Annotated in this window: 17 protein-coding genes and 1 pseudogene; 10 read left to right on the top strand and 8 right to left on the bottom strand. The window is 38.0% G+C overall.

Features of this window, described 5'->3' with window-relative positions:
* Positions 1-49: 49 nt before the first annotated feature.
* Genes EHQ62_RS07250 through EHQ62_RS07230 form a run of 5 tightly spaced genes read right to left on the bottom strand, consistent with a single transcriptional unit; the run spans position 50 to position 5577 of the window.
* Entirely contained in the window at positions 50-2563 is a 2514-nt protein-coding gene (locus tag EHQ62_RS07250) for a glycogen/starch/alpha-glucan phosphorylase (protein ID WP_135641537.1), read from the bottom strand.
* A 52-nt stretch (positions 2564-2615) separates the two neighbouring features.
* On the bottom strand, positions 2616-3083 hold the full coding sequence (locus EHQ62_RS07245) for a DUF192 domain-containing protein (protein ID WP_135641536.1): 468 nt from the start codon (positions 3081-3083) through the stop codon (positions 2616-2618).
* A gap of 9 nt (positions 3084-3092) precedes the next feature.
* Entirely contained in the window at positions 3093-3857 is a 765-nt protein-coding gene (locus EHQ62_RS07240) for an enoyl-CoA hydratase-related protein (protein WP_135641535.1), read from the bottom strand.
* Between the two features lie 11 nt (positions 3858-3868).
* Positions 3869-5236: a PP2C family protein-serine/threonine phosphatase gene (locus tag EHQ62_RS07235; RefSeq protein ID WP_135641534.1), complete on the bottom strand. Its 1368-nt coding sequence runs from the start codon at positions 5234-5236 to the stop codon at positions 3869-3871.
* Positions 5233-5577 carry a hypothetical protein gene (locus EHQ62_RS07230; protein ID WP_015678529.1) on the bottom strand — a complete coding sequence of 115 codons (345 nt, stop codon included), beginning with the start codon at positions 5575-5577 and terminating at the stop codon, positions 5233-5235. Before EHQ62_RS07230 ends, EHQ62_RS07235 begins: the two co-directional genes overlap by 4 nt.
* A 19-nt stretch (positions 5578-5596) precedes the next feature.
* Here EHQ62_RS07230 and EHQ62_RS07225 point away from each other — a divergent pair, with 19 nt between their 5' ends.
* The 10 genes from EHQ62_RS07225 (at position 5597) to EHQ62_RS07180 (ending at position 17721) form a co-directional block, all read left to right on the top strand.
* Positions 5597-6622: a hypothetical protein gene (locus tag EHQ62_RS07225; protein ID WP_135641533.1), complete on the top strand. Its 1026-nt coding sequence runs from the start codon at positions 5597-5599 to the stop codon at positions 6620-6622.
* Between the two features lie 10 nt (positions 6623-6632).
* The gene (locus EHQ62_RS07220; RefSeq protein WP_341866970.1) at positions 6633-7904 is read left to right on the top strand and encodes a hypothetical protein; all 1272 of its coding nucleotides are present in this window, start codon (positions 6633-6635) and stop codon (positions 7902-7904) included.
* 124 nt (positions 7905-8028) lie between these two features.
* Positions 8029-9777 (top strand): HAMP domain-containing methyl-accepting chemotaxis protein, encoded by a 1749-nt coding sequence (locus EHQ62_RS07215; RefSeq protein WP_135641531.1) that lies wholly within the window; start codon positions 8029-8031, stop codon positions 9775-9777.
* An 8-nt stretch (positions 9778-9785) separates the two neighbouring features.
* A complete protein-coding gene (locus EHQ62_RS07210; RefSeq protein WP_135641530.1) occupies positions 9786-10286 on the top strand; it encodes a chemotaxis protein CheW in 501 nt (166 codons plus the stop codon).
* A gap of 3 nt (positions 10287-10289) precedes the next feature.
* Positions 10290-12209, top strand: a complete 1920-nt coding sequence (locus tag EHQ62_RS07205) for a chemotaxis protein CheA (protein WP_135641529.1) — start codon at positions 10290-10292, stop codon at positions 12207-12209.
* Positions 12206-13249: a protein-glutamate methylesterase/protein-glutamine glutaminase gene (locus EHQ62_RS07200; RefSeq protein ID WP_135641528.1), complete on the top strand. Its 1044-nt coding sequence runs from the start codon at positions 12206-12208 to the stop codon at positions 13247-13249. Before EHQ62_RS07205 ends, EHQ62_RS07200 begins: the two co-directional genes overlap by 4 nt.
* Positions 13246-14493, top strand: coding sequence for a hybrid sensor histidine kinase/response regulator (locus EHQ62_RS07195; RefSeq protein WP_135641527.1), 1248 nt, complete (start codon positions 13246-13248; stop codon positions 14491-14493). The genes EHQ62_RS07200 and EHQ62_RS07195 overlap by 4 nt, the downstream gene beginning before the upstream one ends.
* A gap of 10 nt (positions 14494-14503) precedes the next feature.
* Positions 14504-14863 carry a response regulator gene (locus EHQ62_RS07190; protein ID WP_015678528.1) on the top strand — a complete coding sequence of 120 codons (360 nt, stop codon included), beginning with the start codon at positions 14504-14506 and terminating at the stop codon, positions 14861-14863.
* 4 nt (positions 14864-14867) lie between these two features.
* Positions 14868-15248, top strand: a complete 381-nt coding sequence (locus tag EHQ62_RS07185; protein ID WP_135641526.1) for a response regulator — start codon at positions 14868-14870, stop codon at positions 15246-15248.
* Positions 15211-17721: an ATP-binding protein gene (locus EHQ62_RS07180; RefSeq protein WP_244241674.1), complete on the top strand. Its 2511-nt coding sequence runs from the start codon at positions 15211-15213 to the stop codon at positions 17719-17721. The genes EHQ62_RS07185 and EHQ62_RS07180 overlap by 38 nt, the downstream gene beginning before the upstream one ends.
* Here EHQ62_RS07180 and purM read toward each other — a convergent pair.
* The 3 genes and pseudogenes from purM to EHQ62_RS07165 form a co-directional block, all read right to left on the bottom strand.
* A complete protein-coding gene (gene purM, locus EHQ62_RS07175) occupies positions 17711-18739 on the bottom strand; it encodes a phosphoribosylformylglycinamidine cyclo-ligase (RefSeq protein ID WP_135641524.1) in 1029 nt (342 codons plus the stop codon). The two genes, EHQ62_RS07180 and purM, sit on opposite strands and share 11 nt — an antisense overlap.
* Complete coding sequence (gene murI, locus EHQ62_RS07170) at positions 18732-19544, bottom strand: glutamate racemase (RefSeq protein ID WP_135641523.1); 813 nt, start codon at positions 19542-19544, stop codon at positions 18732-18734. Before murI ends, purM begins: the two co-directional genes overlap by 8 nt.
* A pseudogene (locus EHQ62_RS07165) lies at positions 19545-19823 on the bottom strand (pyridoxal phosphate-dependent aminotransferase); the annotation flags it as partial. It abuts the gene before it with no gap.

The raw sequence follows: 19823 nt of genomic DNA, 5'->3' as shown, positions 1-19823 counted from the left end.
TTGAAACCCTTTCCTTGGAATGATAATCCTTCTCTTCTCTGTTGTCGATTCAGTTTTGTGGCAATTTGTAGATAGTTTGAGGTGGAATTGTGTCAAGTAGGGGGACCTTCCAAATCTCCTTGGCATACTCCCGGATGGTTCGGTCCGAGGAAAACTTGCCCGATCTTGCCACATTGAGGATGGATTTTTTAGTCCAAGTGGTCTCGTCCAAAAAGTCATGTGCCACACGGTTTTGGGTTTCGTCATAAGAAGTAAAATCAGCCATGAGTAGGTAATTGTCCGTGTAAAACAAACTATCATAAATGGGACCAAATACCCCTGGTTCCCCCATCGAAAAAAAGTTTTCACGGATCATGAGGAGGATGCGGTGCAAGTCTTCATTTTTATGGATGAAATCTGCTGGATTGTAACCTGCTTCTTTTATGCGAAATACTTCTTCTGTATGCAACCCAAAGATGTAAATATTTTCTGCCCCTACTTCTTCCAAAATCTCAACGTTTGCTCCATCAAGAGTTCCGATTGTCAAAGCACCGTTTAACATAAATTTCATGTTACTGGTGCCAGATGCCTCTGTCCCTGCAGTGGAAATTTGTTCGGACAAATTGCTACCTGGGATGATTTTTTCGGCAAGGCTCACTCGGTAGTTCGGGATAAAAACCACTTTTAATCGTTCCGCCACATCTTTATCTCGGTTCACAACCCAAGCAACATTATTAATGAGTTTGATGATGAGTTTGGCCATATAATAACCTGGAGCAGCTTTTCCTCCAAATACAACAGTACGGGGTGTGATTTCCGTATTGGGATTTTCTTTGATTCTACGGTATAAGGCAATCACTCGTAAAATATTGAGAAGTTGTCGTTTGTATTCATGGAATCGTTTGATTTGTACGTCGATAAGTGAATTGGGATCAATTGTGATACCCGTTTCACTTTTTATGATACGAGCCAATTCATTTTTCGCGGTGAATTTCACCTGTTTCCAATCATTTTGGAAATCAGCATCATCCACAAAGGACTCAAGGTCCTTTAATTTGTATAAATTGGTTGTAAATTCGTTTCCAATCTTTTTGGAAATCAAGTTGGCAAGACTTGGGTTGGATTGTAACAACCAACGCCTCGGCGTGATTCCATTGGTTTTGTTATTAAATTTTTCAGGGAACACTTTGGTAAAGGCTTGGAAAATCGTTTTTTGGATCAGGTCAGAGTGTAAGGCAGCAACTCCATTCACACGATAGGATCCGATAACGGCTAAGTTTGCCATTCGCACTCGTTTTTCATTGCCTTCTTCGATGATACTCACTTGTTGGATTTCGTTTTCAGATAAAATCCCTTTGTTACGAACCTCAGTTAAAAAACGATGGTTGATCTCAAAGATGATTTCCAAATGCCTTGGTAATAATTTTTCAAATAATTCCACTCTCCATGACTCTAAAGCTTCAGGTAATACGGTATGGTTGGTGTAAGAAAATACTTTTGTGACAATTTCCCAAGCTGGTTCCCAATCCATTTCTTCATTGTCTAATAAGATTCTCATCAGTTCTGCAATGCCAATGCTTGGGTGAGTATCATTCAATTGGATGGCGATATAATCCGGGAGTTCTTTCAAATTGTATTTAAACTCTCGGAATTGGATGAGTATGTCTTGGAGGGAAGCACACACCATAAAGTATTGTTGTTTGAGGCGTAACACCTTTCCTTGTTCGGTGGTATCATTGGGATACAATACTTTTGAAATATTTTCAGAAATCGATTTGTCTTGTACGGCTTTCATATAATCGCCGTGGTTAAAATAATCTAAATTGAATTCTTCAGATGATTTTGCAGCCCAAAGCCTTAAGTAGTTCACCGTACTCGTGTTAAAACCTGGAATCGGATAGTCATGTGCAGAAGCCAAAACCGTTTCGTCTGGCACCCAATCATGTTGGATTTTTCCTTTTCCAGAAACTCTTGTTTCAGTATGTCCAAAAAAACCAACGGAAAATGAAATATCAGACCTCACCACTTCATAAGGAACACCGTCTGCATCCCAATGGTCTGGCATTTCGAGTTGGCTTCCATTTGCGATGATTTGGTTGAAGATTCCATAATCATAACGAATCCCATACCCAAATCCTGGTACATTGAGAGTGGCCATGGAATCTAAAAAACAAGCGGCTAAACGACCAAGTCCCCCATTCCCAAGGCCTGCATCTGTTTCAAATTCTAAAACATCTGTTAGTTCAAAGCCAATCCCACGTAACATTTCTTGGATGGTTTCATATAAACCAAGATTGATGAGAGCATTCATTAGAGTTCGTCCCATTAAAAACTCTAAGGAAAAATAAAATACTTTTTTAGGATTTTGTTCTCTATATCGTTCGTGTGTAAAATTCAGTCGGTCGATGAGAAAGTCGCGTATGGTATGACCGAGAGCCTTGTAGATGTCCTCGTTTTTTAGATTATAACGATTTTTTCCAATGGTATATTCTAAGTGGTGAGCAAATTGTTTTTCCATCGAAGCCAAATCGGCTTTTTGTTCTTCGGATAATAAATTGATCAAACGAGGGTTGTTGACTACCATGCTTCGAAATGGTAAACAACCTGATAAGAGGATTCAAGTAAAAAGAGAAAATTTAGTCTTTTGCGGAAACTTTCTTTTCTAAAGTAAGGACGGCATCCTTTCCAATTTTATGTTTGGCAAACCAACCTTGGTTGACCTCAAGTGCATACATCGCTGGTTTTCTTGAGTTGTACATCTCTTCGGTTTGATTCGGTTTCATATCGAATGATTCTAAAAGTCGCATATCTTCTGAAAAATAACCAATTGAGAGTGGGATGAGCGTGTTTTTCATCCAAAAGTTTAAATATTCAGCCTTTGGAAATACAAATAACATACCTTCATCTTCCCCAAGTTTTGTGCGGTACATAAGTCCCGTCGCGCGAGTGGAAGGAGTGTTTGCAATTTCCAATTTCAAAACACGGTCAGCCACACTTCCAAAGATAATTTCAGGAGTATTGGTTTGAGACGGAAAAGATTCCGCCTGTTTGCAAAAAAGTCCTAAAATTAAGATGAAAAGTATACAAAACCGTGTGATGATCATAGGTTATCCTTAAAAATTGGGTTTTCGTTTTTCGAGAAAAGCAGAAAGCCCTTCTTTTGTTTCTTTGTCTGCGAATCTTCCACCAAACAATTGTTTTTCCCACTCAAGGCCACGTTCCATATTGGTTTCTAAACCTTGTCGGATTGCCATTTTGGCCGCCTTAATTGCGTTAGGCCCTCTTGACAGAATCGTAGAAAGAGTTTTTTCGGATTCGTTTAATAATTCGGCTGGATCACAAACTTTGTTCACTAGCCCAAGTCGAAATCCTTCCTCGGAGGAAATCATATCCCCAGATAAAATGAGTTCCGTTGCCCTTCCCACTCCAATGAGTCTTGGTAATCTTTGGGAACCACCAAAACCAGGTAATAAACCTAAAGTCACTTCTGGTAAACCTAATTTGGCAGCAGTCGACGCATAACGAATGTCACAAGCCATTGCGAGTTCCATTCCTCCACCAAGACAAAATCCATTGATGGCTGCGATTGAAATCAGCCCCGATAATTCCATTTTACGAAATACTGTTTGTCCAAGTTCCGAAAATGCCTGGCCTTCATTGACATTGAACTCTTTCATTTTGGCAATGTCTGCACCTGCGACAAAAGCCTTACCTTCACCAGTTAAAATAAATCCTCTTACTTGGGAGTTGGATTCTAAACTGTCCACCATCTCACCGATTTCAGTGATGACGACATCGTTTAAAGCATTGAGAGCCTCTGGTCTTTTGATGGTGACAAGGGCAAAATTGGATTTGATTTGGATCTCTAAAAAAGACAAATGATTTCTCCTTATTCTTCTACTTCCAATATCAGGAACATGGTGTCATCAGAAAAAGTATCCAAACCGAACTTGGTTTTCAGTTCATACAAGAGATTGGATTCCAGTTCTTTGACGTTTGCACTATTTCGATGGCGGTTGAGTAAGGCAAGTAAACCTTCCGTTCCCAAACAATTCCCTTCGTGGTCCATCGATTCAATGAGACCATCGGTATATATGAAAAAGCGGTCCCCTTTGGCGATGGGAAGGGTTTTTTCCGAGATGGGAGGGATTTTGATATTGAAGCCGAGAATGGCGCCTTGTGTTTCCAACTCAGAAAATTCCTCATCTTTTTTTGCTAAGATCAAATAAGGATGGCCCGCATTTCCAATGATGAGTTTTTTTTCGATAAAATCAAAAAAAAGATAAATCGCAGAAGCATGGTATTTGTTGAGATCATTGGCCAATCGATCATCCAAATAATCCATGAGTCTTGCAGGTGCTGTTTTGAAGCGGTAAGGAATTGTGGATACAAGGACCTTCATGATGGAAGCAACCATAGCAGATGAAATTCCATGACCTGCAACGTCTGTGAGAAACACTCCTACGTTTCCTTCCCTGAGTTGTACAAAATCAAAAAAGTCCCCACCGATTACGTTAGGACTTTTTCGATAAAAGGTAAACGTTAGGTTTGGAATTTTGATATTGCCTGGGAAAAGTGCATCTTGTACTCGTTTGGCAAGTTCCAATTCCTGTAACATAAATCGTTTTTCTTCGGACAAACTGTACATATTAGTTGTGTCCTTTCGTTTGTTGAATACAAAGATCACTCCAAGGAATGCACTCCCAGAATAAACGAACAATACAAAGTACTGACTGAAAAATGAAGTATCGGAAAAGATTTCTTTCGGAAGTTGGAGTGTATAAGAGATATGAAAGATTGATAAGTAAATAGCACTGATGATACATCCCATAGGACTCAGCCGCGTGCTGTACAATAAAATAGGAATGATGAATGACATGAGATAGGAATTTAACAAATAAAAATTCCCAAGTGTAGGGTAAGATTGGATCCCTTTAAAAAAAACCAAATATACCAATCCATCAGCTAGTAGTCCACTAACATAAATGACTTTATCGAAAGGGATGGATTTGGTATAAAATTGTAATAATAAAATAAACCGTAAAATGGTGACACCAAGTAAGTAGGGCAATATCTCACCCCGAATCTCTGAAAAAGGTGGAACGAGAAGCAAACTATAAACAATGAAATGAGTTAAAAAGATGGAGTACGTGTATTCTTTCTCAAACCGAGGTTCTGCCAGTTTTAAGATATCCCATTCTTGCCTGGTTGGTTTGCGAAAAATTTCTTTGAAGTAGATAGTAAACGAACGCGTCAATCGGGTTCTCCCCATACCAAAGTTTGGATCTCAGATCCATTCAAGGTGATGGTGAAACTTTTTCCTGTGTCCAAAAACTTGTCCATTTGATTCGCAAGTTCCATTGCTTTTTTCTCATCTTCCATCCGAAAGAAAAATGGATGTGACAAAGCTTTATAATTGTAGGGAAATCGTTCCGAAACGATGAGAGTCACACGAAAATGATCTTCTCTTTTCTCAAATACGATATGAGAAACTTCTTTTCTAGTTAAGATCCGAACATCAGGCCTAAGATTCCAAGGATTGATCTCTGCGAAAATGATTCCTGGTAAAAAAAAGCATAGACCAACAAATCCTTTCATATAGAAATACCATCGGCAAATGAAACCAATTCCTTACTTGATATCTTTTCTAATCTGCCTTTTTGTGAATTGTTCACAAAAAGAATTCACCTTACCGAACAACCCTTATGCCAACTGGGCAAAAACAAGTATGGGCCTTCAAGAAAAAACAATGCCAAAAAAAGCAGGTGTTTGGAGTGACCGCGTGTACCAAATGGATGTTGAAAGGACAAAAACATTGCTTGAGGTCAATGGAATTGATGGGATCAAAGATGTACCCTCTCCGACAAAAGACCTTACCCTTTGGAAAAATCGTTTATTGGACTTACACAATCTTTATCCAAAAGAAGTGAATGCTTTAGCAGATGAATTGGTATACGGAATTTATTTTATTACAAATTTAGGATCTACCGGATTAACAGGGATTATACGAGATAAAGAAGGTATCCCAATTGGTGGGATTATTTTTTTAGATTCCGGATTACTGAGTGAGGGAGGGAATGATTGGGCCACAAAAAAAGAAAATAGTGCCTTCCAAAAATCGGATACTAGGTCCATCGAAGTCCATTTAGACAATTCCAATTCCTTACAAACCGCTTTATCCTTTATCTTATTGCATGAACTTGGGCACATTCTTGCCATCGTCAAACATTATGTTCCCGATTATGCGGAAACAACAAGGGACTTCCGAGGATATCCATACTTCCAAGGTGTATGGTGGTCGGAAACCTTTTCGCCTTACGAAAACAGTTTTTTTCCAGAAAGACCCAAGATCAAATTTTATCAAAAAAATCCGACAATTCCCATTTTCCCAGATGGAAAGTTTTTATATAAAAAATTGACAAATACACAATTTCTGTCCCTATATGCAGCGACCAATGCGGATGATACCTTTGCTGAAGCATTTGCCCAATACATACACGTAACTGTTTTGCAGAATGAGTATAAGGTTTATCTAAGGACAAATTCAGAACGTGAGATGCTTTTGTCGGAACCAATCCATAAAGAAGGAGGAAGGAAATTCCGTGAATTATTCCAAACGATTCTCTATTCTCATTCTCCTTAATGCATTTGTTTTGGTCCTACCGACTGTTGTCTCCTCCGAACCCAAAGTGGAAGAAACAAAGTCGATTACCATTGATACAAGTACGGAAATAGTGTCTGATTTTATTTGGAGGGGGTATTCCTTTACCGGTGAAGGACAAAACCGAAGGAATGGACAGGCTTACCAAAGTTTCACCTATGCACCAGCCTTACAACCAACGATCAATGTTTGGTCTGCTGATAAAAAATTTGAATGGATGTTATTTGGGAATTTCCAACTGACAAACAGAGAAGACCGAGATTCCGACAAACGAATGTTACAAACAAGTCCAGGTGCGGTAGGACCGTCTTACCTCGGGGAAGACCCTCGTTTTTATGACCCCTACAACCAAGACCCATGCGTACAATCTGTCCAAAACCAAATCTCAGGGAGAGACGCGGCAAACCCAGCCTGCTCTGGATTCGTCCCAAACAACGGGTATGGGCCCAAACGAGAACCGAACGGAAACAAAAGAGCCGATGGGATGTTTTTTTCCATGACTTACCATTTTGACCCGAGTGCTCTTGGGGACTTTAGTGTGGGCATTTGGTTTTATAATACCTTCCAAAAAACACCAAACTCCCTTATGCTCCCCTCCACACAAAGACCAAATCCAGTTGTTTCTGGGGGAGCTGCCAATGCCTTCAATGCAAACAACCCCGATGCCCAAACAAGACTTTCGTGGCATGAGTATTTTTTCCATTGGAAGTTACCTTTTGTACGGATTGTCAAACCAACTCTTTCCTATTTCACACAATTCTCCACAGAGAACGGTGGGCTTATGGCTGGGAAAAACTACCTTTCCCTCAGTGCCAGTTACACGTTCTTTGAAGGAAATTTTTTTCGCATCCAACCCCAAGGGAATATCGGTTATACCATGAGCAATAATATGGTGAATAACCGGAATGGGATACAAGACATAACATCAGCAATTTCCTTTTTCTTTGGTGATTTTTTTGTGAAGGGAGCCCATATCCTCCGCCCGAATGCCTATCTCTACGATACCAATAATTATTTTGGGTATGCAGGTGGGGATCCTGACAAAGCGAGTTGGAACCGCACTTCAGAGGATGGCAAAGTGCCAAACCCCTCTCGTATCTATGGTGCGTACAATTCCGCAATCCTCAATGCGATTGAAGGAGTGAATACAGGGAATTCACTAAATGACAGCCTTGTCAAAACAAGTTTGCGTGAATCGTACACACTCCAAAAAATCCCAGTCCATTTATTTTATGTTAGTTTAGGGTATACAAAATCTTTTTAAATCGTTCTAAATCATTTTGTCATAATCCACCAAAGAATCGAAGGAATTTACATCGTAATATTAGGAAAGGCTTGACTATCTAAAAAATGAATCCATACTTTGCCCCACCTCTAGGGTACCAATTATGAAATGGATTCAAAATCTTAAAATACGAGCAAAACTACTTTTGGCCTTTATGGTCACCATCCTTTTAATGATCGTTGTGGCAGCTGCCAGCTTTTATTCCGCCAATCAAATTTTAGCTTCTTTGCATACTGTTTTTGAAGACAGGGTTGTTCCCATTAGCCAAATCAAAGAGGTATCAGATGCCTACCTCATTGGTATGGTGGATTCCGCAAACAAAGTCCGAGATAGAAAATTGACCATTGAAGAGGCATTGGAATCCATCCGGCAATCAGAAGCGAAGGCTGATGAAGTTTGGAAGGTGTATTTGTCGACCTACTTAGTGCCGGAAGAAAAAGCCATCATTGCCGAAATGGAAAAAGAATTCCCTCCTTTAAAAGCTGGGGTCAAAAAACTCCGCCTCTTATTAGAAACCCGTAATGAAGTTGAAATTGAAAAATTTGTATCCACTGAGATGTATCCTATCTTTGAACCACTCACCCACCACTTAGATGATTTGATCCGAGTGCAATTGAAGGTCGCCAAAGAAGAATACCATAAATCGGAGGAACAGTTCCAACAATCCCTTGTCATCGTGACTTCCGTTGTCATCGCTTCTTTTGTTTTGGTATTTTTCATAGCGATCTATTTTTCAGATGCCATTGCCCGACCTATGAAACGAATTGTTTCTGTTGCCCAATCCATTTCCATTGGGGACTTAAATGTCAATTTAGAAACGGAACAAAAACAAGTAAACAATGCAAGGCAACTTCCTGGCAATGAAATCCAACAACTCTCTGAAGCCTTTATGGAGTTAGTTGAGTTCATCAAAGAACGTGCCGACCACTTAGAAAGAATTGCCAACTCAGACCTCAGTTCCGATGTCACCTTAAAATCAGATAGAGACCAATTGGGACTCAGCTTAAAACGAATGTTAATCAATCTTTCAGAAGTTGTGGAAAAACTTTACTTCACTTCCCAAGAAGTGGATCTTGGAGCCCAACAATTGGCAGATGCGAGCACCTCTCTTTCTGAAGCTGCAAGTGAACAAGCAAGTGCCGTCGAAGAAATCTCGGCAACCCTAACAGAAATTAGCAATAGTTTTTTATCCAATGCTGAAAATGCAGAACAAATGACTGTCTTCTCAGAGTCTACCGCCAAACAAGCAATAGAAGGTAATTCCAGGATGAAAGATTTAGTATCTGCCATGGGTGAGATCAGCAATTCCTTCGAACAAATTTCCAAAATCAATAAGGTCATCAATGACATTGCCTTCCAAACCAATATCCTTGCCTTAAATGCAGCAGTGGAAGCAGCACGGGCAGGCCAACATGGAAAAGGTTTTGCCGTTGTTGCAGAAGAAGTAAGAAATCTTGCACAAAAAAGTGCCAATGCAGCTGACGAAACTACCTTACTCATCGAATCATCGATGAAAAAAGTAAAACTGGGAAATGATGCAACGGAAAAAACAGCAGAAGTCCTTGGACAAATTTCTGAAAGTGCAGACAATGTAAGTAACCTCACAAAAGACTTAGCACTTTCAATTAATGAACAAAAATCCGCAGTATTACAAATCACACAAGGTATTGACCAAGTAACAACAGTTACAAGCACAACCGCCGCGTCTGCCGAGGAAGTTGCTGCTTCTAGCGAAACCTTAAAACGACAAGTGGAAATTATGCGTACTGTGATAATGGGTTTCAAACTAAAAGAGGAAGGATCCAAGTCAACGGCACTCACTCGCATTGAAAAACCAAGAATTGTTTTATAGGCCTCACTATGAACACAACACCTAAGTCATGGGAATCAATCGAAGAAGATACAATGAAAGATTTGTATCTTTGTTTTAGTTTAGATGAACGTTTTTATGCATTTGAAGTAAGGTATCTCACAGAAATTTTAGCCTTACCTGCGATCACTACCATCCCTGGCACTGCCCCATTTTTAAAAGGTGTGATCAATATCCGTGGCAAAATCATTCCGATCATGGATGTCCGCCTCCGTTTTGATATGCCTTTCCTACCTTACCATGAGAGGACTTGTGTATTACTTGTAGAACTCGACGGGAATCCACTTGGGCTTGCAGTTGATAAGGTAAATGACGTTGTAAAAATTCCTCCGGAAAACATTGACCTGGCTCCTAAAATTGGAGAATCCAAATCATCTAGGTTTATTTATGCAACTGGTCGCGTTGGTGATACGGTCAAAATTTTAATCAACTTAGATCGCCTGCTCACACAAGAAGAGAATTTAATGTTACAAGAGCTTCCAGGGACTTAATTCATGGAAAGAGAGGATGTATTAGAATACTTAATTGAAGCAAAAGAATGTTTGGAGAACATCGAAACAGGCCTTCTCAACTTCGAAAAAACTACGTTAGATGGTAGTTTAGTAGACAGGGATCTTCTTGATACTTTATTTCGACATTTCCATACAGTAAAAGGTAGTTCTGGTTTTTTTGGATTGTCTGGCATTGTAAAGGTTGCCCATGCCGCTGAAAACTTGTTAGACTTTCTGAGAAAAACGCCAGAAGCACAGGATGAAGAGACCTTAGAAATTTTATTAACTGCATTGGATCATTTAAATGAACTGGTTATTCATGAAGAAAACGAACCCAGTGGTGGTGATTTGTACAATGAAGAACAACACCAACTCATCACTCGCACCAACCAAAAATTGGAATCACTGAAACATTCGCAAGTCCAGGACCAAATTACTCCCAATCAAAGCACGACTACCCCTGAATTTGGTTTATTCAATGATACGGAAGCGAAACAAGAAGAATTTGGTTTGTTTACCACTGATTCACAGGAAGAAAAAAAAGAATTTGGCCTTTTCACTCCATCTAACGAAAAAGAAACGAATGAAGAGTTTGGTTTGTTTACGGAAAAGACAACCGAACCAAATGAAGGGTTTGGATTATTCATAACGCCTAACAGAGGAGAATCTTCAACCAAACCAGAGTCACTAACAAACACAAATACACAGACAAAATCCGAAAAGAAACCCATCCAAAAAAAAGACATCCGCATCGATACGGACAAACTGGATTCACTACTGGATATTGTGGGAGAAATTGTGATCAACGAACCAATGGTCACCGAACACCCTGAATTAAAACACCTAAAGTTAGACAACTATCAGAAAGCAGCCCTACAATTAAAAAAACTCATTCGCAATTTACAAGAAATCACATTGAGCTTACGAATGGTTCCCATCGCAGGAGTGTTTTCTCGGATGGAACGACTTGTCCGAGACACGGCAAAAAAAACAGGCAAACAAGTTGAACTCATTATATCTGGTGAAGATACAGAAATAGACAAATCCATCATAGAAGAGATGTATGATCCTCTCGTACACATCATACGGAATGCGATCGATCATGGATTAGAAACTCCCGAAGAAAGAAAAGAATCCGGAAAATCGCCCAAAGGAAAAATCCAATTATCGGCAATCCAATCTGGGAAAGAAGTTTGGATAGAAGTTCGTGACGATGGGAAAGGTTTAAATCGTGATCGGATCCTTAACAAAGCCTTATCATTAGGGCTCGTCCACCAAAGTGAAATTGAAACTTTAAGTGATGAAAACGTATGGGAATTTTTGTTCCATCCTGGTTTTTCCACTGCAAAAGAAGTTACAGATTTATCTGGCAGAGGTGTGGGCCTTGACGTGGTTCGAAAAAATGTATCAACACTCAAAGGATTTGTTGATGTTAGTTCTGTATATGGGCAAGGCACCGTTTTTTTAATCCGAGTTCCATTGACCCTTGCCATTATCGAAGGCCTCGTCGTAAGAAAGGCTGAAACTTATTTCATCATCCCTTCCATTGATGTAAAAGAATCATTATACATCCAAGAAGAACCCATTCATGAATTGTACAAAAACAATCACAGTTTCCAATACAGAGAGAACCAAATTTCTGTAGTCGACATAGACTTGTTATTCGGAAAAGATTCAGAATTAAACTCACAAAATCAGTTGGAAAAAAAATATGTCATCGTTGCAGAATCCCATGAAAAACAAATGGGGATCGTCTTCGATGAAATTTTAGGAAACCAATCCATTGTCATCAAACCAATCTCTCCAATTTTTAAAAACATCAATGGTCTTGCTGGGTGTACAATCCTTGGAAATGGGCATGCTGGACTTATCTTAGATGTTAGAAAACTCATCAACCAACACATGGCAATTGTATCCTCATGAAAAAACACAAAGTAATCATAGTTGATGACCAAAGAAGCGTTCGAAGTATGATCAAACGTTGGATTGAATCCGATCCTAGTTGGGAAGTCGTAGGAGAAGCATCCAATCCATTTGAAGCGAGGGACCTTATCATCGACAAACAACCGGATGTGATGACACTCGATGTGCATATGCCCGAAATGGATGGCATTGAGTTTTTAAAAAAACTCTTACCCCAACACCCAATGCCCGTCATCATGATTAGCTCATCCACTATCGAAGGCACATCCATTACTCTTGAAGCATTGGATGCCGGAGCCTTTGATTATGTTACGAAACCGTCAGGTACTCCCGAAAGTTTAATCGAAGCAAAAGAAGAATTATTAAGCAAACTAAACGAAGCATTAAATTATAATTTTTCGAACGAACATAGTTTCAAAAAATCGATACCCAAAGATCTTACGTTACAGAAAAAACAGATCCCATTTAAGAAAAAATTGATTTTAATTGGATCAAGCACTGGAGGAACAACTGCTTTACGTAAGTTACTTGATGAGGTTGATGAAACGTTCCCTCCAATTCTTGTTGCGCAACATATGCCAGAAAATTTCACCGCATTATTTGCCGGCAGATTAAATTCCGAGTTAAAAGTAAATGTGGTAGAAGCAAAAGACAAAATGCCATTACAAAACGGGACAGTTTATATTGCCCCAGGGAATTACCACTTAAATGTTCAAAAATTTGCAGGTGAACTGTATACAAAAATAACACAAACAGATAAGGTCAATGGACACAGACCTTCTGTGGATGTGTTATTTGAATCTGCCGTGCAGAATGAACTCGCAAGCTCCTCAATTGCAGCCATCCTCACCGGCATGGGAAGTGATGGTGCCAAAGGATTACTCAATTTAAAGAACAATGGATGTATGACACTTGGCCAAAACAAAGAAACATGTGTTGTTTACGGAATGCCAAAAGTAGCATTTGAAATGGGGGCTGTGATGTTCCAATTACCACTCGGTTCCCTCTGTGACAAAATCAGAGAAATAGGTACGAAATGATTCCACATTGTTTGCTATTAGATACCCACGAAGCCAATGAATTGATTTCCTGTTTAAACGAAATCAATTACACATATGAACGTGTCTCCAAACTCAACGAAGTATTTTCCAGTTTGGAAAACCAAAAATTCCATTTCATCATCATCCATGTGACAAATCTGAAGGAAAATGGATCAGAAGCAGTCCTTTCCAAAATTGCTGCTTCTTTTCCGAATGTTTTGATCATCTTGATCACTGATTCGTCAAACTGGGCATTAACAGCTTCTCTCTTAAAACGACACAATGCCTATGATTTTTTACAATCCCCAATTGACTCCGAACACTTAAAGTTTACCTTAGATCGCTCCCTTCAATATCTAAATACGAAAATGAAATCTCAATTCATTCATGAAGCAGAAAACCAACTCTTCAAACGCGTGATCGATATCTTTGATTGGAAAAAATCTCTAACCCATAAAGAAAACGAAAATATTTCGGCCGATATCATCCACCAAATGAATATTAGTTTATTTCAGGGAAGTGGGATAGGTACACTCATGAGTGTTGTTAGCATCCTCATCTCGAAAAGTAAACTGGATCCAGAACAAAATGTTTACCTAGTCCCAAAACCAATTCTAGATTTAGTTTCTGAAAACTATGATGCTGCCAAAAGTATGTTTGATAGCATGTCCATTTCGCAGTCAGTAATTGATGATGACTCAATTGTAGAATCAAATGCTGCAACTCAGGAATTGTTACCGCTTTTTGATGAAGAAATCAAAAATTTAGAGGAAGCACTTTCTCTAAAAAAACAAAAAATAAATTTAAGCCAAATTCCAAACTCAGCAATCGATCGCAAAATAAAGTTTGAACAAACAAAGTTTTCTTATGTGATTCGAGAGATATTATTAAACGCAATCAAATATTCCAAATTAGGTGATGAAATCTATGTGATCTTCTTTCATAGAGAAAATTTTTTAGAAATTAAAATCATTAACCCCGCCTATCCAAACGAAGATGATAGTTTTGGGATCCCTGAAAAATATGAAACCTATGTTTTTGAACCTTTTTTTCGTATTTCTTCCGTTGTCGATGATAGTTATGCGAAATTTGAACAGTTTCGCTTTGGATTAGGATTAACTTTGGTAAAAAAGATTATGGACCAACACCAAGCGAATGTTCAAATTTATAATATTGATAGCAATTTAAGAAACGAAAATACAAAAGATGTCTGTTTAACGATACGAATACCATTAGTACAATAGGAGAAATAAAATGGCAAAGATACTAACCGTCGATGATGCACCCGCGGTATTAAAAATTCTAAATTTGGTTTTAACAACGGAAGGCCATGAAGTTGTTTCTGCCTCCAATGGCATGGAAGCATTGGAAAAAATTGAAAATTCTAAATTTGATATTGGAATTTTTGATGTGAATATGCCTGGTATGACAGGGATCGAGTTAACAGAAAAAGCTCTGAAAACTGAAAATGGAAAAACGATGAAAATTGTTATGTTAACCACTGAGTCAAGTGATGAGATGAAAAACAAAGGGAAAGCCGCCGGTGCTGTTGGTTGGCTTGTAAAACCATTTGCAAATGAGTCACTCACAAAGTTAATCACCCAACTGATTTAGGTCTATGGCGTCAATTTTAGTTGTCGATGATTCACCTGCAGTTTTAAAAATTGTGCGCCTTGCTTTGAGTAGCCAAGGTCACAATATTCTCATCTCTTCTTCGGGTGAATCTGCCTTAGAAACATTAAAGACAAATCCAAACATAGATCTTGGCATTTTTGACTTTAACATGCCAGGCATCAGTGGGAACGAACTCATCAAAGAATCGAAAAAAATCATCAAAAATCCAAAGTTTAAAATTTTGGTTTTATCATCTGAAAAAAAACCAGAGGTGATTTCAAAGGCGTTATTTGAAGGTGCGGATGGTTGGATTGTAAAACCTTTCAAAAACGAAGAATTAATCAAAAATGTTACTGAATTGGTCGAACCCGATGTTTCCGTTTGAGTTCGATATTATATTCGCTGTCACTACTCTATCTGTTGTTGTCAATTCAGTCATCGCAATCATTGTTTTCTTTTTATCCAAAAATTCAAAGTCCGAAATCAAACTCACTTACACATCTTTCTTTTTAGCTATACTTGTTATACGAAACTATAGTCTCTTTTTGTATGGCTCAACCAAAAACCAACTTTATTTTTTCTTTTCGGAATCACTTACTTTACTTAGCTCTTACCTGCTTGTATTATCAATTAACTCGACATTCACCAAACCCAATTACAAAAAGTGGATTTACATTTCCTTTGTCATTGTTTATATCTCTTTTGTTTCTCTATTACTTGCCAATACTGAATTTTTTTATTTTTCATTACCTTCAGCACTATTCAATAGCTTCACACTTTTATTATTTGGAATCACCATCTATCGGTTAAGAGAATACGATAACCCCTTCCGGGTTTATATCTTAGCCATTTGCCTTCTACTTTCAATACAAAGACTATTTTTTCCGATTTTGTTCACAATTGATTGGTATCGACCATTAGGTTACACGATCAATACATTGCTCATGTTTTTATTCGGAGTTGGCTGCATCCTCTTTAGTTTCCAAGTCCAAACCAAAAAACTCAATTTATCACTTTTCGAATTAGAAACCTTACAAAAAGCCATTAAAGATGTTAACGTACGTTTGCTTATCATGTACAACCAACTTCCAGCTATTATTTATAATATCGAGTTTTTGCCTGAGCCAAGAACATCTTACATCAGTTCAAAAATGGAAGAAATTACAGGTTATGGAATTAATTTCTTCTATGAAAATTCTGATTTTTTTCGAGACATTGTCATTCCTGAAGACCAACACAAAATAAAGGATTTATATGAAGGAAAATCACCAATCATCTTACGTATGATTCATGCAAACGGATCAATTGTTTGGACAGAACATTATGTTAACATATCCAATGATATTTTAGGAATCAAAAAAAGAATTGATGTGGTGGCTTTAGACATCACAAGTTCAAAAAAAATTGAAATCTCACTGCTACAAGAAAAGAATCTAAACTCTACTATATTCGATAATGCGGCAAATTTAATTCTTTTGACCAACTCCAAAGGTTTATTAGAAAACATCAATCCTGCAGCTCTAAAAATTCTTGGATTGTCCAAAGAAGAGGTGATCGGTGAATACATTCAAAATGTAATATTGGTCCAAGAAGATAAAGAATTTTTAAAAGAAGTTTTGGATGATATCAATGAAATCCAAAACATAGCCGAAAGCCTAATCTTACGATTTGTCAACAAACAAAAACAGACTTTGTATTTAGAATGGAGGCTTGGGATCATTCGTGACAACAAAAATGAACCCGCCAAAATCATTTGGATTGGTATTGACCAAACATCAAAACGTACAGCCGAACTTGAATTAAAAGAGTTAAACAGATCTCTTGAGGAAAAAGTAAAAGCGAGAACGGTTGAACTTCAAACGAGTAATACAGAACTAAACTCTGCTTTATTCGCCTTACGAGAAGCCCAAGAAAAATTGATCCAAAATGAAAAACTTGCATCTCTGGGACAACTTGTCTCTGGGCTGGCCCATGAAATCAACAATCCAATTGGAATGATCAAATCTTCTGTGGAAACATTGGTATCTGAATGGGAAGACGAAACGGAAGAAGAAAACAATAAACCACTCATTGAAATATTAAATTTAATTATCAATTCGAATGAATCGGGTCTCAGGATACTTACTGGGCTTTCCAATCGCCAAACAAGGAAATCTTTATCTGAATTACTAAAACAAAACCAAATTATTTATCCAGAAGAACTAGCAGAACTTTTTGTTGATTCGGGAATCCGAAATTTATCTCCTTCGATCCTAAATAAAATCAAAGCGAGTGTCCATGATTTTGATGACTTTAAAAAATTAAAGAAATTCCTTCTTATGAAACAGTCTGCAGAACACATTCACTATTCGATTAGAAGACTTTCCAAAATAACATTCACATTAAAAAACTTTGCAGGTTTACAATCCAACTTAGAACTCATTGATTTTTCTTTAAAGGATACAATCCATTCTGCTGTATCATTGTATAAAGAATTCTTTTTACGTGATATCAATTTAATATTAAATTTAGAGTTTGAAGGTAAGATACGTTGTATCCAAGGAGACCTGGTCCAACTTTGGAGCCAGATGATTTGGAATGCCATACAAGCTGTTTCATCGAAAGGTACAATTTGGATTCGAAGTTACCAAATGGGAGATTCTGTTGTAGTTGAAATAGAAGATTCTGGAATTGGAATTCCTTACGAACAACAACCAAAAGTATTTATGCCATTTTTCTCAACTAAAACATCGGGAGATGGTTTAGGACTTGGACTCTATCTAGTGAAAGAAATTGTAAACCGTCACAACGCCAACATCAGTTTTGATTCGAGTCCAGGAAGGACTTTATTTAAAGTGGTATTCCCCTTTAAATCGTAATTGAAACGTTTCCAGAATCATTTGTTTTTCCAATCACATATGGAGTTTCACCAAGTGATTCCAAAGTTGACATCGCCGTATCCACCAAACTAGAATCAACCACCAAAATATAGCCAATACCCATATTAAAAGTGCCATACATATCGTTTCGATCCAATGAGTGGTCTTTTTCTAACTTTGAAAAAACATATGACTCTGGAAGGGAAAAAATTTCAGCACCAATTCCTTTTGGCAATACCCTTGGAATGTTTTCGTAGAATCCACCACCAGTAATATGTACCATTCCCTTAATGGAAACTTTCTGGGTGAGAGCCAATATCGATTTTACATAAATTTGAGTTGGGAGGAATACATGTTCTTTTAAAAATTTTAAATCATTTTCACTCGTTGGCAATTTACCATCTTTAAGTAACAATCGACGAATGAGCGAAAAACCATTGCTATGTGGACCTGATGATTGTAGACCAATGATTGTGTCCCCTGATTTGATGGTTTTCCCATCAATCATCTTATTTTTTTCCACAACACCCACAACAAAGCCAGCCAAATCGTATTCATCATCTGGCATGACTCCAGGATGTTCTGCTGTTTCCCCGCCGACAAGGGCACAATCTGCTAAAGTACAACCTTTAACAATGCCGGATACAATTGCTTCCATCGTTGGCAAATGAAGTTTGCCACAGGCAATGTAGTCTTGGAAAAAAAGTGGTTTTCCACCATTTACCAAAATATCGTTCACACACATTGCTACCAAATCAATCCCAACTGTATTGTGGATACCAAGTAATCTGGCAATTTGAAGTTTTGTGCCGACACCATCGGTTCCAGACAATAAAATGGGTTCTTGGTAGGATTTTAAAAAACTAACATCGTAACAGGCGGCAAATCCACCAAGTCCACCTAATACATTTTGATTATGAGTGGAAGCAACATTCGTTTTGATTCTTTGGACAAACTCTTGTCCTTTTTCTGTATCAACTCCAGCATCTTTATATGTGACTTTGTTTTGGTTAGACATGGAGTTTTCCTATTGTGGTATTAATGAGCGATAAGGTATGATTCGGAGTAATTGTTTTTGCAATTCTACCTGCAAGGTGAACGTAATCGGATTCAGGAGTGTTCAAAAGAATATCCAATTGATTTTTATTTTCCTTACATCCATCAGGTAACTGTAAAACTCGTTTCATATGAAGGGATGTACCCAAATTCCCATCATATACTTTTAAATTTGGATAATGGTAATTGATCCTTTCTCTCAAAAATACATAATGAGTACAACCGAGAACTATGATTTCTGTTTCAGATAAAACAAACTTTATCTTGGCATCTAAATAATTCCATGCTTCTTCCCAGTTATCAGAATCGATCAATTTTGCTAACCCTTCACAAGGTATGGGAAGAATTTCTGTTCCAATTGCAAGTCCTGACACTAGATTTTTGAACTTTTCTTCTTTCAGCGTTAATTCAGTTGCAAAAACTGCAATTTTAACACCAGGATTTTCAACTAGCGCTGGTTTTACGGCAGGCTCCATTCCAAAAATTGGAACTGAATGTTGTTTCCTCAAAAAATCGGCAGCAGCTGAAGTAGCCGTGTTACACGCAAACAACACAGCTTCACAATCTTTTTCGATCAAATATTCAAACGCGTGTTTTGATAACTCTATGACTTCTTTTTTGGATTTTTGTCCATAAGGTGCGTGGATTAAATCTCCAAAATAGATGAAGTCAATATTGGATGTTTCTTTCCATAAAGTACGTAATACAGACAACCCACCTAATCCTGAGTCAAAGATGCCTATTTTGTATCTGCCACGTGAATTCATTTAAGATGCTAAATACTGTTTAATATTCTCTGCTAAAGTCTTATAGATCCACTCATACTTTGCGTCGTCTTCTTCGAGTAAGGTGACCCGAAAACCATTTCGACTACAACAAAACGAACTCAGTGGAACCACACAAATTCCAGCGGATGCCAAAAGGTGTAATACAAATCGGCGATCTAGTGCTGCTTTCTCCATAAGGGGAGCTACAAAGTTTTTTACCTTTTCATTTTGAATTGGCAATGTCATGTGAGATTTTAAAACATCATCTTCAAACAAAAC

The organism is Leptospira jelokensis, from assembly GCF_004769635.1.
Classification (GTDB): Bacteria; Spirochaetota; Leptospiria; order Leptospirales; family Leptospiraceae; genus Leptospira_A; species Leptospira_A jelokensis.
This window is presented reverse-complemented; position numbering and strand designations above follow the sequence as displayed.

Coding starts and splice junctions, on each gene's coding strand:
- EHQ62_RS07250 (WP_135641537.1), bottom strand. CDS start 2,563: ATGGTAGTCAACAACCCTCGTTTGATCAATTTATTATCCGAAGAACAA.
- EHQ62_RS07245 (WP_135641536.1), bottom strand. CDS start 3,083: ATGATCATCACACGGTTTTGTATACTTTTCATCTTAATTTTAGGACTT.
- EHQ62_RS07230 (WP_015678529.1), bottom strand. CDS start 5,577: ATGAAAGGATTTGTTGGTCTATGCTTTTTTTTACCAGGAATCATTTTC.
- EHQ62_RS07225 (WP_135641533.1), top strand. CDS start 5,597: ATGAAACCAATTCCTTACTTGATATCTTTTCTAATCTGCCTTTTTGTG.
- EHQ62_RS07215 (WP_135641531.1), top strand. CDS start 8,029: ATGAAATGGATTCAAAATCTTAAAATACGAGCAAAACTACTTTTGGCC.
- EHQ62_RS07210 (WP_135641530.1), top strand. CDS start 9,786: ATGAACACAACACCTAAGTCATGGGAATCAATCGAAGAAGATACAATG.
- EHQ62_RS07205 (WP_135641529.1), top strand. CDS start 10,290: ATGGAAAGAGAGGATGTATTAGAATACTTAATTGAAGCAAAAGAATGT.
- EHQ62_RS07200 (WP_135641528.1), top strand. CDS start 12,206: ATGAAAAAACACAAAGTAATCATAGTTGATGACCAAAGAAGCGTTCGA.
- EHQ62_RS07195 (WP_135641527.1), top strand. CDS start 13,246: ATGATTCCACATTGTTTGCTATTAGATACCCACGAAGCCAATGAATTG.
- EHQ62_RS07190 (WP_015678528.1), top strand. CDS start 14,504: ATGGCAAAGATACTAACCGTCGATGATGCACCCGCGGTATTAAAAATT.
- EHQ62_RS07185 (WP_135641526.1), top strand. CDS start 14,868: ATGGCGTCAATTTTAGTTGTCGATGATTCACCTGCAGTTTTAAAAATT.
- EHQ62_RS07180 (WP_244241674.1), top strand. CDS start 15,211: ATGTTACTGAATTGGTCGAACCCGATGTTTCCGTTTGAGTTCGATATT.
- purM (WP_135641524.1), bottom strand. CDS start 18,739: ATGTCTAACCAAAACAAAGTCACATATAAAGATGCTGGAGTTGATACA.
- murI (WP_135641523.1), bottom strand. CDS start 19,544: ATGAATTCACGTGGCAGATACAAAATAGGCATCTTTGACTCAGGATTA.